The organism is Pseudonocardia sp. WMMC193, from assembly GCF_021728735.1.
GTDB lineage: Bacteria > Actinomycetota > Actinomycetes > Mycobacteriales > Pseudonocardiaceae > Pseudonocardia > Pseudonocardia oroxyli.
The window spans coordinates 4,453,304-4,467,374 of record NZ_JAKKDO010000003.1 but is presented as its reverse complement, the minus strand read 5'-3'; the positions used below and the strand labels follow the sequence as shown (position 1 = coordinate 4,467,374).

At 73.4% G+C, this 14,071-nt stretch carries 17 protein-coding genes; 9 read left to right on the top strand and 8 right to left on the bottom strand.

The genetic code is table 11. The features are described 5' to 3' along the window. Window positions 1-256: 256 nt before the first annotated feature. The 3 genes from L3X23_RS23080 (at window position 257) to L3X23_RS23070 (ending at window position 3,248) form a co-directional block, all read left to right on the top strand. Window positions 257-1,525 (top strand): aspartate kinase, encoded by a 1,269-nt coding sequence (locus tag L3X23_RS23080; protein ID WP_237194456.1) that lies wholly within the window; start codon window positions 257-259, stop codon window positions 1,523-1,525. A 3-nt stretch (window positions 1,526-1,528) separates the two neighbouring features. Further along, window positions 1,529-2,581 (top strand): aspartate-semialdehyde dehydrogenase, encoded by a 1,053-nt coding sequence (locus L3X23_RS23075; protein WP_237194455.1) that lies wholly within the window; start codon window positions 1,529-1,531, stop codon window positions 2,579-2,581. Window positions 2,582-2,756: 175 nt separating this feature from the next. Next, on the top strand, window positions 2,757-3,248 hold the full coding sequence (locus L3X23_RS23070; RefSeq protein WP_245707581.1) for a carbonic anhydrase: 492 nt from the start codon (window positions 2,757-2,759) through the stop codon (window positions 3,246-3,248). Window positions 3,249-3,300: 52 nt separating this feature from the next. Here L3X23_RS23070 and L3X23_RS23065 read toward each other — a convergent pair whose 3' ends face one another. Both L3X23_RS23065 and L3X23_RS23060 read right to left on the bottom strand, forming a co-directional pair. Then, window positions 3,301-4,335, bottom strand: coding sequence for an endonuclease/exonuclease/phosphatase family protein (locus L3X23_RS23065; RefSeq protein WP_237194452.1), 1,035 nt, complete (start codon window positions 4,333-4,335; stop codon window positions 3,301-3,303). Window positions 4,336-4,391: 56 nt separating this feature from the next. Further along, on the bottom strand, window positions 4,392-4,796 hold the full coding sequence (locus L3X23_RS23060; RefSeq protein WP_237194450.1) for a thiol-disulfide oxidoreductase DCC family protein: 405 nt from the start codon (window positions 4,794-4,796) through the stop codon (window positions 4,392-4,394). Between the two features lie 111 nt (window positions 4,797-4,907). Here L3X23_RS23060 and L3X23_RS23055 point away from each other — a divergent pair, with 111 nt between their 5' ends. Continuing rightward, on the top strand, window positions 4,908-5,315 hold the full coding sequence (locus tag L3X23_RS23055; RefSeq protein WP_237194449.1) for a pyridoxamine 5'-phosphate oxidase family protein: 408 nt from the start codon (window positions 4,908-4,910) through the stop codon (window positions 5,313-5,315). Between the two features lie 10 nt (window positions 5,316-5,325). Further along, window positions 5,326-5,676, top strand: coding sequence for an arsenate reductase (glutaredoxin) (gene arsC / locus L3X23_RS23050; RefSeq protein WP_237194448.1), 351 nt, complete (start codon window positions 5,326-5,328; stop codon window positions 5,674-5,676). Between the two features lie 7 nt (window positions 5,677-5,683). Here the strand turns inward: arsC and L3X23_RS23045 are convergent, their stop codons facing one another. The 3 genes from L3X23_RS23045 to uraD are packed head-to-tail and all read right to left on the bottom strand — an operon-like array spanning window position 5,684 to window position 9,045. After that, entirely contained in the window at window positions 5,684-6,727 is a 1,044-nt protein-coding gene (locus tag L3X23_RS23045) for a GNAT family N-acetyltransferase (protein WP_237194447.1), read from the bottom strand. 43 nt (window positions 6,728-6,770) lie between these two features. Then, window positions 6,771-8,573 carry a prolyl oligopeptidase family serine peptidase gene (locus L3X23_RS23040; protein ID WP_237194446.1) on the bottom strand — a complete coding sequence of 601 codons (1,803 nt, stop codon included), beginning with the start codon at window positions 8,571-8,573 and terminating at the stop codon, window positions 6,771-6,773. 1 nt (window position 8,574) lies between these two features. Next, the gene (gene uraD, locus L3X23_RS23035) at window positions 8,575-9,045 is read right to left on the bottom strand and encodes a 2-oxo-4-hydroxy-4-carboxy-5-ureidoimidazoline decarboxylase (protein WP_237194444.1); all 471 of its coding nucleotides are present in this window, start codon (window positions 9,043-9,045) and stop codon (window positions 8,575-8,577) included. On the opposite strand from uraD, the gene L3X23_RS23030 reads away from it, so the two are divergent. Then, window positions 9,044-9,538, top strand: coding sequence for a DUF1707 domain-containing protein (locus L3X23_RS23030; RefSeq protein WP_237194442.1), 495 nt, complete (start codon window positions 9,044-9,046; stop codon window positions 9,536-9,538). The two genes, uraD and L3X23_RS23030, sit on opposite strands and share 2 nt — an antisense overlap. On the opposite strand, the gene L3X23_RS23025 is transcribed toward L3X23_RS23030, so the two are convergent. Further along, a complete protein-coding gene (locus tag L3X23_RS23025) occupies window positions 9,539-10,123 on the bottom strand; it encodes a TetR/AcrR family transcriptional regulator (protein ID WP_093086591.1) in 585 nt (194 codons plus the stop codon). Between the two features lie 27 nt (window positions 10,124-10,150). Next, window positions 10,151-10,630 (bottom strand): Lrp/AsnC family transcriptional regulator, encoded by a 480-nt coding sequence (locus L3X23_RS23020; protein ID WP_237194440.1) that lies wholly within the window; start codon window positions 10,628-10,630, stop codon window positions 10,151-10,153. Window positions 10,631-10,700: 70 nt separating this feature from the next. Between L3X23_RS23020 and L3X23_RS23015 the strand changes: the two genes are divergently transcribed. Beyond that, a complete protein-coding gene (locus L3X23_RS23015; RefSeq protein WP_237194431.1) occupies window positions 10,701-11,162 on the top strand; it encodes a DUF2000 domain-containing protein in 462 nt (153 codons plus the stop codon). 13 nt (window positions 11,163-11,175) lie between these two features. On the opposite strand, the gene L3X23_RS23010 is transcribed toward L3X23_RS23015, so the two are convergent. After that, the gene (locus tag L3X23_RS23010; protein WP_237194430.1) at window positions 11,176-11,598 is read right to left on the bottom strand and encodes a MarR family winged helix-turn-helix transcriptional regulator; all 423 of its coding nucleotides are present in this window, start codon (window positions 11,596-11,598) and stop codon (window positions 11,176-11,178) included. 65 nt (window positions 11,599-11,663) lie between these two features. Here L3X23_RS23010 and L3X23_RS23005 point away from each other — a divergent pair, with 65 nt between their 5' ends. Both L3X23_RS23005 and L3X23_RS23000 read left to right on the top strand, forming a co-directional pair. Beyond that, the gene (locus L3X23_RS23005; protein WP_237194428.1) at window positions 11,664-12,242 is read left to right on the top strand and encodes a maleylpyruvate isomerase family mycothiol-dependent enzyme; all 579 of its coding nucleotides are present in this window, start codon (window positions 11,664-11,666) and stop codon (window positions 12,240-12,242) included. 72 nt (window positions 12,243-12,314) lie between these two features. Further along, window positions 12,315-13,175: an excalibur calcium-binding domain-containing protein gene (locus L3X23_RS23000; protein WP_237194426.1), complete on the top strand. Its 861-nt coding sequence runs from the start codon at window positions 12,315-12,317 to the stop codon at window positions 13,173-13,175. Window positions 13,176-14,071 lie beyond the last annotated feature (896 nt).

The window sequence follows — 14,071 nt, the reverse complement described above, 5'->3', positions numbered from 1 at the left end:
CACGTCCGCGCCGTCTCACTTGAACGATCGCGCACGGAAAACCGGGAATCCTGCGCACCGACCCCCGCAGATCCGCGCTCCGGCAACAGCGGCGTCATCCCCCCGTGACACCAGACCGCGACGGGCCGGTCCCCTTCCCCGAACGGCTCGATCCCTAAACACCCCTGTGGTGTCGGTCAAACGGGTTAACTCGGCAGCTCAGTCCGGGTAGCCTCGACTTCCGACCACAGAGAGCCGAAGGCAGTAGGAGGTCGGAGTGGCCCTCGTCGTGCAGAAGTACGGCGGATCGTCGGTCGAGAGCGCGGAGCGGATCAAGAAGGTCGCGGAGCGCATCGTCCGAACCCGCAAGGAGGGTCACGACGTCGTCGTGGTCGTGTCCGCGATGGGTGACACCACGGACGAGCTGACGGACCTGGCGGAGCAGGTCTCCACGGGGGCGCCGCCGCCGCGGGAGATGGACATGCTGCTCACCGCGGGCGAGCGCATCTCGAACGCGCTCGTCGCGATGGCGATCCACTCGCTGGGTGCGGAGGCGCGCTCGTTCACCGGTTCGCAGGCGGGCATGCTCACCACGAGCAAGCACGGGGACGCCCGCATCGTCGAGGTGAACCCGTACCGGCTCAAGAACGCGCTGGCCGAGGGGCAGATCGTCCTCGTCGCGGGCTTCCAGGGGATGTCCGAGGACTCGAAGGACATCACCACGCTGGGCCGCGGCGGGTCGGACACCACCGCCGTCGCGCTGGCCGCCGCGCTGAACGCGGACGTCTGCGAGATCTACACCGACGTGGACGGCATCTACTCCGCGGACCCGCGCATCGCGCCGAAGGCACGGCACCTGGACACCGTGACCTACGAGGAGATGCTCGAGATGGCCGCGTGCGGCGCCAAGGTGCTGCACCTGCGGGCCGTCGAGTACGCCCGCCGCTACAACGTCCCCCTGCGCGTCCGCAGCAGCTACAACGACAAGCCCGGCACGCTCGTGGCCGGCTCGATCGAGGAGATTCCGTTGGAGAACCCCATCATCACGGGGGTGGCGCACGACCGGTCCGAGGGCAAGATCACCGTGACGGGCGTGCCGGACACCCCCGGCATGGCCGCCCGGATCTTCCGCGTCGTGGCCGACGCCGAGATCAACATCGACATGGTGCTGCAGAACATCTCCAACGCCGCGGACAAGAAGACCGACATCACGTTCACGCTGCCCCGCGCGGACGGCCCCGCCGCCGTCGCCGCGCTGGAGCGCTCGAAGGCCGAGATCGGCTACACCGAGCTCATCTACGACAACGAGGTCGGCAAGGTCTCGCTGGTCGGCGCGGGCATGCGCAACCACCCGGGCGTCACGGCCAAGTTCTGCGAGGCCCTCTCGGACGCCGGGATCAACATCGAGACCATGAACACCTCCGAGATCCGGATCTCCGTGATCTGCAGGTCCGACCAGCTGGACGACGCGGTGCGTGCGCTGCACGAGGCCTTCGAGCTGGACTCCGAGGAAGAGGCCGTGGTCGCGGCCGGGACGGGACGGTAGGCGATGGCTCCGGTTCTGGCGATCGTCGGCGCCACGGGCGCCGTCGGCACCACGATGATCGACATCATCAACGCCCGCGAGACGGTGCCGTGGGCGGAGATCCGGCCCATCGCGTCCGCGCGCTCGGCGGGCAAGGTCCTGCAGATCCGCGGCGCGGACGTCGAGGTCCAGGTCCTCTCGCCCGAGGCGTTCGACGGCGTGGACATCGCCCTGTTCGACGTCCCGGACGAGGTCTCCGCCGAGTGGGCCCCGATCGCGGCGGCGCGCGGCGCGGTCGCCGTGGACAACTCCGGCGCCTTCCGGATGGACCCGGACGTGCCGCTGGTGGTCCCCGAGGTGAACGCGGACAAGGCCGCCGACCGTCCGAAGGGGATCATCGCGAACCCCAACTGCACCACGCTGTCGATGATGGCGGCCATGGGTGCCCTGCACCGCGAGTTCGGGCTCGAGGCGCTGGTCGTGGCCTCGTACCAGGCCGCGTCCGGGGCGGGGCAGGCCGGCGTCGACCGGCTGCAGGCCGAGCTGTCCGCGGTGGCGGGCAAGGACCTGGGGGCCGTGTCCGGGGACGTGGCCGCCGCGGTCGCGCCGCTGGGCGACGACTCACCGTTCCCCGCGCCGCTGGCCCTGAACGTGGTGCCGTGGGCCGGCTCGCTCAAGGACGACGGCTGGTCGTCCGAGGAGCTCAAGGTGCGCAACGAGTCCCGCAAGATCCTGGGCCTGCCGGACCTCAAGGTGTCCGCGACCTGCGTCCGCGTCCCGGTGGTCACCACCCACTCGCTCGCGGTGCACGCCACCTTCGCCCAGGAGGTGTCGGTCGAGGCGGCCCAGAAGGTGATCGCCGCGCAGCCGACCATCGAGCTGGACGACGACCCGGCCGCCGGGGTCTGGCCGACCCCCGCCGCGGTGGTGGGCAAGGACGCCACGCACGTCGGGCGCATCCGGCAGGCGCTGGACTTCCCGAACACGCTCGACCTGTTCCTCTGCGGCGACAACCTGCGCAAGGGCGCCGCGCTGAACACCTACGAGATCGCCGAGACCATCGCGGGCGAGTTCTGACCCCGTGAGTGGCGGCCGGGGGTCGGCAGTCGCCGGAGGCGGCGGGGCGGGTGAGCGGAGTCGCTGGAGCGACTATCGCCACTCACGGGTGGTTCGTGCCGGTCTGGGCGTGACGTGGGACCCATGCGCGCGTCTGCACCTGCGGGTGTCCGATTCGTCCGGGATCATGGGGGCCGTGACCGACGAACTCCTCATTCGCCATCAGGACGGGGGCGCCGCCTCGGCCGCCGAGGCCGCCAAGGGTCTTCCGGCGCCGCCCTCGTTGCACACCCTGATCGTCACCTGCATGGACGCCCGGATCGACCCCGTCGCGCTGTTCGGGATCAAGCCCGGCGAGTCCCACGTACTGCGGAACGCGGGCGGCATCGTGACCGACGACGTGGTGCGATCGGTGACGATCAGCCAGCGCGAGCTGGGCACCCGCACGGTCTACGTCGTGCAGCACAAGGGCTGCGGCATGGCGACCTTCACCGACCCCGAGCTCGTCGCCAAGCTGGAGTCGGAGTGCGGCGCCACCCCGGAGTGGGCCCCCGGCTCCTTCGCGGACCCCGCCGACAGCGTGCGCGCGGGCGTGGCGCGGCTGCGGGAGAGCCCGTTCACGGTGCCGGACATGGAGGTCAAGGGCTTCGTCCTCGACCTGGACACCTTCGCCCTCGACCCTGTCTGACCCTGCCGACGGACGGCGCGTCCGCTCACCCCTGGGTGAGCGAACGCGCCGTTCAGGCGAGCCGCAGGGTGGTCAGGACCGCGCGGTGGTCGCTGCCGGGCAGGTCCAGGACCTCGAAGGACTCGGCGGTTCCGGTGGTGGAGAAGACGTGGTCGATCTCCGACCCGAGCCAGCGCGGCAGCGAGGTGGGCCACGTCGCCGTCAGCGCCGATCCGCGTTGCGAGGCCGCGTCCCCGCAGGACGCCATCGCCTCCCGGAGCACGGAGTGGTCGAGGCTCGCGTTGAAGTCGCCCGCGACCACGGTCGGGGTGTCGCCGCGGCACCACTCGCCCGCCCCGGCGAGGTCGGTCCGCCACTGCGCCACCGAACCCGCCGTCGGCGCCACCGAGTGGAAGGCCACGAAGCGCAGGTCGCCGAGCTCGCCGCCGGTCACCACGACGTAGGGGAACGGGGAGTTCTCGTCGACCCGTCCCACGGTGAAGTCGACGTCGCCGAAGCGGGGTGAGACCAGCGCGACCACGCCGTTGACGTCCTGGGAGCGCTCGCCGACCGACGCCCGGCTCGTATAGCCGAGATCCTCGATCAGCGGCATCAGCCGCTCCCGGTACCGCTCGCCCGCCTCCGGCAGCGACACCACGTCGGGGCGCTCGCGGCGGATCGTGTCGGCGAGCGCGTTCACGTCCGCGTCCCCGGTGTAGACGTTGAACGACAGGACCTTCAGGGCCTCGCCGCCCGTCGGGAGCGGGTCGGCCAGCATCCGCGGCACCAGCATCGACACGCCGATCCCGAGCACCACGAGCATCGCCACCGGGAACGGCCAGGCCCGTCGCATGCCCAGGGTGACCAGCCCCAGCACGACGACGACCACCGCCACCCCGACCACCAGGACCGGCCGGAAGGCGATCAGCTGGGTGAACGGGCTCCAGCGGTCCAACCCGAACCACAGGTCCGGGAGGAGGAACACCGACACCATCAGGGCGAACGCCACCGCGCCGACGATCCGCCCGGCCAGGCCGCGGCGCGGACGCCGCGGGGCCGGAGGCGGGGGGACGACCGGGAGGCGCTCGGTGGGGGGCTCGATGCTCATCGAGGACGAGTCTGCCCGAGCGCGGGGTGCACCCGGCCGCGTCACTCAGCGTGGCTTCAGCTCCGGGGGTCGGCCGTCGGGGCGCAGGCCGCCGGGTAGCGCTCGCACCAGGGGGTCATGCCCGGGAGCAGGCCGCGGTGACGCGCCACCCACTCGTAGACCCGCTCCTGGGTGCGCGCCGTCCGCGCGTAGAGCCACTCCGGGAACCCCCGCTGCAGGGCCACCGCCAGCGCCCCGTTGACGGCGGCGGCGCCGGTCCGCACCCGGCCGTCCGCCGCGAAGTGCAGCGCCTCCTTGCAGGCCGCCGGTGTGGCCCCCACCCGGGCCGGCACGCCGGGGCCCTGCAGCGGGAGCGTGACGAGCCGGGCCTCGCGGTCGAGCAGCCGCAGCCAGCCGAGCGCGCGGGTGCAGAAGCCGCATTCGCCGTCGAACACGAGGACACCGGAGGTCGGGACGGTCACGGGCCTAGTGTCGTCCCGTGCCCCACGTCCCGCAGGAGGAACGCCGACCGCAGCTCGTCGCTGCGGGCGATCCGGCCGATCACAGTCAAGTGACCAAGTCGAGGAGGAGTCATGCTGACCGACGAGGACCGGGACCTGCTGAGCCGCCCGCTGCACGGCTACCTGACCGTGGCGCCCCGCCCGGGCGCGCGCCCGGTGACCCGGCCGGTCTGGTTCGGGCTCACCGACGCGGGCGTGGAGGTGTTCAGCCTCGCCCGCTCGCCGAAGGTGCGCCGGGTGCAGGAGGACCCGTGGGCGTCGCTCGTGGTGGCGGCGCCCGAGGGCGAGGCCGAGCGCTGGGTCGCGGTCTCGGGGGTCGTCACGGTGCAGACCGAGGGGGCCGCCGACCTGGCCCGCGACCTCGCCGCGACGTACTGGGACCTCGCCGAGCCCGACAAGGCGGCGGCGCTGGCGGCGATGGTCGCGGAGCCGCTGGTCCGGCTGGTGATCGCGCCCGACGACGTCCGGCGCGGGGCTTAGGCTGCTGCGCATGAGCGACGTCACGATCTGGCACAACCCGCGCTGCACCAAGTCCCGGCAGGCCCTCGCGCTGCTGGAGGCCGAGGGCGTGGACGCGGAGGTCGTGCGCTACCTGGACGCCGCGCCGGACCGGGCGACCCTGGAGGCGGTGCTGGTGAAGCTCGGCACCGACGACCCGCGGGCGATCGTGCGGAAGGGCGAGAAGCTCTACACGGAGCTCGGCCTGGCGACCGCGGACCGCGGCGCCCTGCTCGACGCGATGGCGACCCACCCGATCCTGATCGAGCGCCCCATCGTGATCCGGGGTGACCGCGCGGCAGTGGGCCGCCCGACGGAGGCGGTCCTCGACCTACTCGACTAGCGCAGTGTCAGAGGGTGGCGTGCGTCGCGGTCAGGGGGGCGCGGACGTGGAGCATGCCGCCGCTGATCTCGGCGGTCGGGCGCAGGCCCGCCCGGCGGAGCAGCCGGGTGACCTTCATGTTCTGGGTGTGGGTGACCGCCGTCAGCTCGGAGGCGCCCTGATCGGCCGCCAGGTCGGCGACGCGCCGGACCAGGGCGGTACCCAGGCCGCGCCCCTGCCAGGCGTCCTCGACCATCACCGCGAACGCGGACCGACGCGACAGGTTGACCATCCCCACGGCGCTGCCGCCGTCGATCGTCAGGGCCAGCACCGAGTGCGGGCCGGTGAGCTCGTCGAGCTCCTCGGGCTCCAGCCTGCGGGCTGCGGTGAGGAACCGCGCGCTGCGGCTCTCGGGGGAGGAGCGGGCGTGCATCGCCGCGATCAGCGGGACGTCCGCCGGGGTGGCCGTGCGCAGCCGGACCTCGGACCCGTCCCGCAGCAGGAGGATCGGGTCCAGCCGGGACGCCGCCGGCGACGGGGCCCCGGCCAGCGACAGCTGCGCCGCCAGCTCGAGCAGCGCCGCGGCCCGCGAGAGCTCGGTCGCCGTGAACGGCCAGGTGCGCGTGAGGTGCACCTGTGCCGTGCCGACCCGCAGCGTGTGCACGCCGGGGGTGCCCGGCTCGACGATCCGGGCCCGCAGCAGGGTCGCGACGGCCTGCGGCGCGCTGCCCGGGTCCGCGGCCACCATGCGCGCCAACGCCAACGCCGTGGTGGCGGTGTCCGCGAGCTCCGTCGCGTCCGCCCGCACCAGCAGCGAGCACGGGATCCCGGCCTGCTCGACCGCGGCGACCATGCCCGCGGGCTCGATCCCCTCCGGCACCTTCACCAGCAGCTCGTCGGTGACCGACCCGTCGTCCGCCGGTTCCCCCACCACGTGCAGCGAGAGGATGTTGCACCCGGAGCGGCCGACCGCGGTGGCCAGCTCGCCGAGCCGGCCGGGCCGATCCTCCAGCTCCACGTGCACGCGCCAGAGCGCCACGATGACCGCCTCCTTGCCCAAGTCCTCACCCACACTGGCCCCGCCGCGTTACGGGATCGCTACGCGGAGGTGACGCCTAGGTGCTGGGAACTGTGATCCGCGCCAGGCTCCGCCGCACGAAGTCGATCTCCGTGGCCATGTGGCGCAGGGTCTCCGCGACGACCAGGCTGCCGTGGCCCGCGTCGAAGCGGGCGACCTCGTACGGCAGGTCCGCCCGGTCGGCCAGGGCGTCCAGATAGGTGTCGACCTGCCGGATCGGGCAGCGCGGGTCGTTCTCGCCCGCGAGGATCAGCACGGGTGCCCGCACCCGGTCGACGTAGGTGAGCGGCGAGGCGACCCGGTAGGTCTCCGGCACCTCCTCGGGCGACCCGCCGAACAGGGCGCGGTCGAAGGCGCGCAACTGCTCCATCTCGTCCTCGTAGGCGGCCACGTAGTCCGCGACCGGCACCCCGCCGATCGCCGCGGCCCACCGGTCGGGCTGGGTGCCCGCCGCGAGCAGCGCGAGATAGCCGCCCCAGGACCACCCCTCGACGACGCACCGCGCGGGATCGGCGAGCCCCGACGCCACGACGGCGGAGTGCACGGCCGCCACGTCCTCGAGCTCGGTGAGCCCCGGCCTGCCCTCGATCGCGTCCCGCCAGGCGGAGCCGTAGCCCGTCGAGCCGCGGTAGTTGACCTCGACCACGGCGAAACCGGCGTCCACCCAGGCCGCGCGCACGGGCGAGAAGCGGTCCTCGTCCGCGGCGTGCGGGCCGCCGTGGAGCGTGAAGATCGTGGGGAGGGGGCCGGTCTGCGCGGGCGCGGCGACGAGCGCGTGCACGTCACCGACCCAGAGGTCCCGCACCGGGACCGAGTCCGGCGCGGGCTCGCCGAGGCTGACCAGCACGCGGTCGCCGTCCGGGCCGAGCGCGCGGACCGAGGACGGGTGCGCGGCGGAGGTCACCGTGTACTCGAGGACGCCGTCCGGTCGGACGTCCGCCGACCCGATGCAGCCCGGCGCCGTCGGCAGCTCGGCGAGCTCGCCCGTCGTGAGGTCGTAGCGGTGGAGCCGGGTGCGGGCGGCGTGGGTGTGCCAGACCAGCAGGGCCGAGGCGTCGGGGTAGAAGTCCGCCTCGAGCTCGCCGGGCAGGTCGAGGTCGAGCTCGGTCTCGGTGTCCGTCGCGACGTCCCAGAGCAGCAGCTCCTCGCGGCCGCGGCGCTCGTGCCCGACCAGCAGCCGCTGGTCGCCGCGGACCGGGGAGAAGGCGATGGCGCCCAGGCCCTTCCCCGGACCGTCCCACTTCTCGGCGACGGTCTCGCCGTCCCGGGTGAGCACCCGCAGCGCCGGGTGGCGGGAGTCGCCGTGCTCGGAGTGGCTGATCGCGACCAGCGTCTCGTCCTCGCTGAGCCCGCCGACGCCCGCGTCCTCCGGGTGGCGGTAGAGGACCCGCTCGTCCAGCCAGATCGTGGTGCCCTCGTCCGTGGACGTGCCGACCACGACGTGCTCGCGACCGATGTCCAGACCGGCCGAGTAGCCGTCCTCGACGGCGGGCAGCGGCGTGCCGACCGGGCCACCGGTGAACGGCTGGGTCACCCAGTGGCCGAACTCGTCGCCGTCGGTGTCGGCGAACCACCACACGTCCTCGCCGTCCGGGGACAGGGTGGCGAGGAAGGTGCCCGCGGGGCGGTCGGTGAGCTGTCGGTGCTCGTCGGAGGCCCGGTCCCACAGGTGGATCTGCGTGGTGCCGCTGGCGTTGGAGGTGTAGACGCAGCGGTCCGGGGCGTCGAGCGCCCAGTGCGGCCGAGACATGCGCACCGCGGTGAACCGGGCCCGCCAGCGCTGCTCGCGCTCGTCGTCGAACAGGGTCTCCGGGACTGCCGCGGCGGGGTGCGTGCTCACCTCACCGATCCTGCACGATGAGCCCGGTCAGCCGCAGACGGTTGATCGCGGTCAGCTCGCGACGGGTGCGCGCGGCCTCCTCCTCGGCCGAGTTCTGCAGGCGTTCCCGCAGGACGGCGAGCAGGTCGTCGGCGCTGCGGCCGGAGGCGCAGACCAGGTAGACGTGACCGAACCGACGCTCGTACTCGGCGTTGCCCTCCGCCATCGCGGCCCGCACCGCGTCCGACGCGGTGGCCATGCCCGCCTGCTCCTTCGCCGACGACCCGCCGTGCACCCGGTCGCCGATGCGCGGGTGCCCGGCCAGCGCGTCGGCCAGGTCGACGGGGGCGGCGTCGGCGGCGGCCAGCAGCGCGTCGAGGTCGGCGTAGGGCCTGCCCGCGGCGACGGCCTCCGCCCAGGTGGTCGAGGCGCAGACCGGCAGGAGGACGGCGACCGCGTCGGGCAGGGCGTTGAACTCGGCCAGGGTGGGCATGCAGGCACTATCGGGGATGACCCGGATCCGCCGCACCGTGGCGGCCGGCACGATGGGCGTCGTGACCGAGCCGATCCGCCCCGAGGACATGCGGGTCTCCGACGCCGACCGGGCGGTCACCGCCCGGCACCTGCAGTGGGCGCAGGGCGAGGGCCTGCTGGACCTCGGCGAGTTCGACACCCGCTCCGGCGCGCTCTACGCCGCCACGACCCGGGGAGAGCTGGACCGGCTGGTCCGGGACCTCCCCGCGGTCCCCGCGGCCGTCGCGGCGCGCAGGCCGGGCGTCTTCGCCGACACCGGCGGCGGCACCGCCATGCGGGTGCTGACGATCGTCTTCACCTCGATCGCCGTGGTGAACCTGGTGGTCTGGGGCCTGGTCACGATCACGAACGGCGAGGCCGTCTACCCCTGGTTCCTGTGGACGGGCGTGCCGCCCCTGGCCGTCCTGGGCACCCTGTACGCCTTCGGCATCGGGCGCCCGAAGCGGGACTGATCAGGCCAGCTCGGCGGAGCCGACGAGCATGCGGAGGGCCTCGGCGACGTCGTCACCGGTCGGTGCGGTGTCCGGGTCCACCACCCACTGGACCATCAGGCCGGTGAGCAGGGCCTGGTAGAAGCCGCCGAGGACGCGGCTGCGGTGGTCGGCCTCGCGCGGGTCGTCCGGCAGCGCGTGGAACATCGAGGCGAGCTCCTCGCGGGTGTCCCGCTGGGCGCCGACCAGTGCGTCGTGCAGGCGGGGCGAGCGGGCGGCCTCGGCCAGCGACTCGACGTAGCTGATCCACAGCTTGTGCTCGCTGTGGAAGAGGTCGACCACGGACCTCCAGGTCTGTTGGACCCGCTCGTCCGGCGTGGCGGTGGGGTCCACCCGGCCCAGGGCGGCGTCGAGCACCCCCGCCCACTCGCCCGCGCTGCGCACGGCGGCCTCGGTCAGCAGTGCGTCCTTCGACCCGAAGTGGTAGCCGATCGACGCGAGGTTGGTGCCGGACACGGCGACGACGTCCCGGGCGGTCGTCCGGCCGAAACCCTTGGTGTACAGGCAGTCGGCGGCGCCGTCCAGCAGGTCCTCGCGATGTCCCATGGGCGGCGACCCTAACCCATCGCAAGATCAAGACGAGCGTCTGGGACGGGCGTCCGGAATGACGTCGGACACCAGGTGCTCGTAGACCACCGCGGTGCGCACGTCGGCGATCTCCGGGCGCTGGGTCAGCTTGTCGATCACCAGGGAGTAGAGGGCGTCGTTGTCCGGGACGGCGACGTGGAGCAGGAAGTCCTCCGTGCCCGTCGTCACGAAGACGCCGAGGGTCTCCGGCAGCCGTACGGCCCAGTTGCGGAACGTCTCGATCACCTGCCGGTTCGGCGGCCGGACGCGCACGGCGATGAGCGCCTGCACCGGGCGTCCGACGGCGGCGAGATCGAGGTCGAGCCGCGCGCCGCGGATCACCCCGCGGCGCCGCAGGGCCCGGGTGCGGTCCAACGCGGTCGTCGGCGAGACCCCGACCGCCGCCGCGACGTCCCGGTTCGTCCGCCGTGCATCGCGCTGCAGCTCCCGCAGGATCGCCGTATCAAGTTCGTCGAGATCCTCCATTGCGGCAGCTTATCCGTACTTCGTACGGCGATCGTTGCCGAAGTTCGTGACTCCACTTAGCTTTCGCCTCATGAGTCGTACGACAGTGGGCTATCGGCCCGAGGAGATCGAGACCGGGGTGCCGACGCGGTCGGCCCGGCTCAAATGGGTCGTCGTGCTCGACGAGTCGCTCCCGGCGGGGCGCGCGGCCAACGCGGCCGTGTGCGTCGCGGCGGCCACCGCGCGCGAGGTCGAGGGTCTGCTCGGGCCGGAGGTGAAGGACTCGACCGGCGCGGTGCATCCCGGTCTCCCCTGGAGCGGGTGCACCGTGCTGACGGCGTCCGCGGCCGATCTCGCCGTCCTGCGCGGTCGGGCGGGTGCGGCCGAGGACGTGTTCGTCGCCGACATGCCCGGGGCGGGGCAGCGGCTGCGCGTCTACGACGAGTACGTCGACGAGATCGGCCGGACCGAGGAGCCCGACTACCTCGCGGTGAGCGTCGTCGGGCCGCGCAACCGCGTGGCGAAGTGGGTCAAGGGCTTCCCGCTGGCCTGAGGTCTCTCGGAGCTCAGGTCGCGTACGGATCGGTGATCTCGCGCAGACGGGTCAGCGCTCGGCGCAGCGCGGGCATGTCGTCGCCGAGGTGGTCGGCCCAGCGCGCCTCGATCTCGGCGACCGTGTCGTTCGCCACCGCGCAGGCCCGCCATCCCAGGTCGGTGAAGGTGACCAGGCGGGCGCGGCCGTCGGAGGGGTCCGGGACGCGCTGGACGTAACCCGCGCGCTGGAGCTGGTCGACGAGCACGCCCGCGGTCTGCTTCGTGACCTGCGCCTGGTCGGCGAGATCGGTCAGCCTGCTGCCGCCGGGCGCGATCCGCTGGAACACCCGGGCCTGGGCCAGGGTGAGCACACCGTGGCCCGCCTCGGCGAGCGCGTCCATCACCTCGGTCTCCATCGCCCGGTAGGGGATGAACAGCAGGGTTCCGACGTTCACGGGTTGAGTGTAGTCAGTTTTCCTGACTACTATTGGTCAGGGAAGCTGACTAACTGGGGGTCGTGATGGATGCCTGGATCGACACCGCCCGCGCGGAGCTGGCCGATCTGCTCGCGGGACTCACCCCCGCGCAGTGGGAGCAGCCGTCGCTGTGCGCGGGCTGGCGGGTGCGGGAGGTGGCGGCGCACGTCGCGCTCACCGCAGAGTCGCCGTTCACACAGGTCGCCGCCATGGTGCGCAGCGGGTTCCGGTTCGACCGCATGGTCGACGCGACCGCCAGGGCGCACGCCGCGGTGCCGACGTCTCAGCTCGTCGACGAGGTGCGGGGCCTGGTCGGGGTCCGCCGCCGCCCGCCCGGCACCGTGCCCGCCGACCCGCTGAACGACGTGCTGGTCCACACCCAGGACATCGCCCGCCCCCTCGGCCTCGACATCGCGATCCCGGCCGAGCCCGCCACCGTCGCCGCCGACCTGGTGTGGCGCCGCGCCTTCCCCTTCCGTGCCCGGGACCGCGTGCGCGGCCGCGAGCTGGTCGCCACGGACGTCGAATGGCGACGGGGTGCGGGCGAGCCCCTCGAGGCCCCGATCGGCGACCTCCTGCTGATCCTCACCGGCCGGATCCCGGTGCCCGCTCGTCAGAACTGACGATGCCGGGTAATGCCGCCGGCGTCCCTCCGATAGGCCGTTCAGCTCACTGAACCGCCACGAGGGGAACCGATGACCGCCACGCAGCACTGGACCTCCACCGTCCCGCCCACCCCGCCCACGGGCAACCGGCCGGCGACGACCGGGTTCGTGCTGGGCGTGCTGGGCCTGGTCGTGGGCTGGATCCCGGTGGTCGGGCTGATCGTGACGGTGCCCGCGCTGCTGATCTCCCGCGCCGGACGCCGCCGCTTCCGCAGCGGAGCCGCGGACACGGCCGGACGCAGCACGGCGGGGATGGTGCTCGGCCTCGTCGGCACGGCGATCTGCGTGGTGATGACCGTTGTCGCGATCGCGGGCGGTGCCTCGGCGGAGCCGCGGCCGGTCGCTGTGCCCGCCCCGGTCGCCGCTGTTCCGCCCGCGCCGGTCCTGCTGGTCGTCCCCAACGTCGTCGGGATGAGCGACGCGCAGGCTCGGGAGACCCTTCGGGCCGCGGGCTTCTCGACCGTGGTGGTGGGCCCGTCCACCGGACCGCAGCCCGGGGTCGCGGCCGGGACCGTGACCGCACAGCTCCCCGGAACCGGTGCGCGGGCCTCGGCCACCGACCCGATCACGCTGGGCGAGGCGGCCGAGCCGCCGGTCGTCGCGCCCGCTGCCGTCGCGCCCGCCCCCGCGGTACCCGCCGCGGCACCCGCACCCGCCGCCGTGGCCCCGGCCACCCGGGCACCCGCGGCCCAGGCACCCGCCGCCCGCGCCCCGCAGCCCCTGGTCGCCCCCGCCCCACGGGCCGCGGACCCCGCCCCGGCCTCGTCGGGCGGCGCGTCCTACAAGAACTGCACCGAGGCACGGAACGCAGGCGCCGCCCCGCTCCGCCGAGGCGAGCCGGGCTACAGCACCAAGCTGGACCGAGACGGCGACGGCATCGCCTGCGAGTAGGCCGGACGACGGGCCCGCCCGGCATGCCCTGAGGCGCAGCACCCAGGTTCCTGATGGTCGGGTGCCCGGGCGATCCGGCGCCGGTCGGGCGTGGCGGGCGGGCCGGCGTGCGTGGCTCAGGTTTCTGATGGTCGGGTGGCCGGGCCATCCGGAGGCCCTCGGACCTGGCTGGTGGGTCGCCCGGCGTGGCTCAGGTTCCTGACCGTTTGGCGCCCCGGTCATCCGATGGCCGGGAGACCCCGCGGGGACTTCGCCGTACCTTGCGTAGGTTCCTGACGATCCGGTGGCCGGGCCATCCGGCGCCCCCTGGACCTGACGGGCGGGCCGGCGTGCGTGGCTCAGGTTTCTGATGGTCGGGTGGCCGGGTGATCCGGCGCCGGTCGGGCGTGGCGGGCGGGCCGCTGTGTGGCTCAGGTTCCTGATGGTCGGGTGGCCGAGCGATCCGGCGCCGGTCGGGCGTGGCGGGCGGGTCGGCGTGCGTAATTCAGGTTCCTGATGATCCGACGGCCGGGCCATCCGGCGGCCCTCGGGGTCTGGGGGGTCTGTCGCCTCGAGAGACTCAGGTTCCTGATGATCAGGTGCTCCAAGGATGCGTCTCCGGAACATCCGGGCCCCAGATGGTCCGAGCCCCGGATCATCCGGAACCCGAGCCACGCCGGGTGGATCCCCTGTCGCGTCTGGCGCCGCTCGGATCGTCGGGGACGTGGATGGTCAGGAAGCTGATCCACCCGCGGTGGAGCCTCCTGCGAGTCCGGCGCCTTTCGGATGGCCCGGCCGCCCGATCATCAGGAACCTGAGCTGAGCGGGGCGGAGCCCCCGTCGGGTCCTGCGTCTCTCGGATGGTCCGCAATCTGGACGGTCTGGAACCTGAGCTACGCGGACTGGAGCCCCCGTCG

Bases quoted from the DNA above. Each gene is read 5' to 3' on its own strand.
- L3X23_RS23075 (WP_237194455.1), top strand. From the start codon at position 1,529: ATGGCTCCGGTTCTGGCGATCGTCGGCGCCACGGGCGCCGTCGGCACC.
- L3X23_RS23065 (WP_237194452.1), bottom strand. From the start codon at position 4,335: ATGAGCATCGAGCCCCCCACCGAGCGCCTCCCGGTCGTCCCCCCGCCT.
- L3X23_RS23055 (WP_237194449.1), top strand. From the start codon at position 4,908: ATGCTGACCGACGAGGACCGGGACCTGCTGAGCCGCCCGCTGCACGGC.
- arsC (WP_237194448.1), top strand. From the start codon at position 5,326: ATGAGCGACGTCACGATCTGGCACAACCCGCGCTGCACCAAGTCCCGG.
- L3X23_RS23030 (WP_237194442.1), top strand. From the start codon at position 9,044: ATGCAGGCACTATCGGGGATGACCCGGATCCGCCGCACCGTGGCGGCC.
- uraD (WP_237194444.1), bottom strand. From the start codon at position 9,045: ATGCCCACCCTGGCCGAGTTCAACGCCCTGCCCGACGCGGTCGCCGTC.
- L3X23_RS23025 (WP_093086591.1), bottom strand. From the start codon at position 10,123: ATGGGACATCGCGAGGACCTGCTGGACGGCGCCGCCGACTGCCTGTAC.
- L3X23_RS23020 (WP_237194440.1), bottom strand. From the start codon at position 10,630: ATGGAGGATCTCGACGAACTTGATACGGCGATCCTGCGGGAGCTGCAG.
- L3X23_RS23015 (WP_237194431.1), top strand. From the start codon at position 10,701: ATGAGTCGTACGACAGTGGGCTATCGGCCCGAGGAGATCGAGACCGGG.
- L3X23_RS23005 (WP_237194428.1), top strand. From the start codon at position 11,664: ATGGATGCCTGGATCGACACCGCCCGCGCGGAGCTGGCCGATCTGCTC.
- L3X23_RS23000 (WP_237194426.1), top strand. From the start codon at position 12,315: ATGACCGCCACGCAGCACTGGACCTCCACCGTCCCGCCCACCCCGCCC.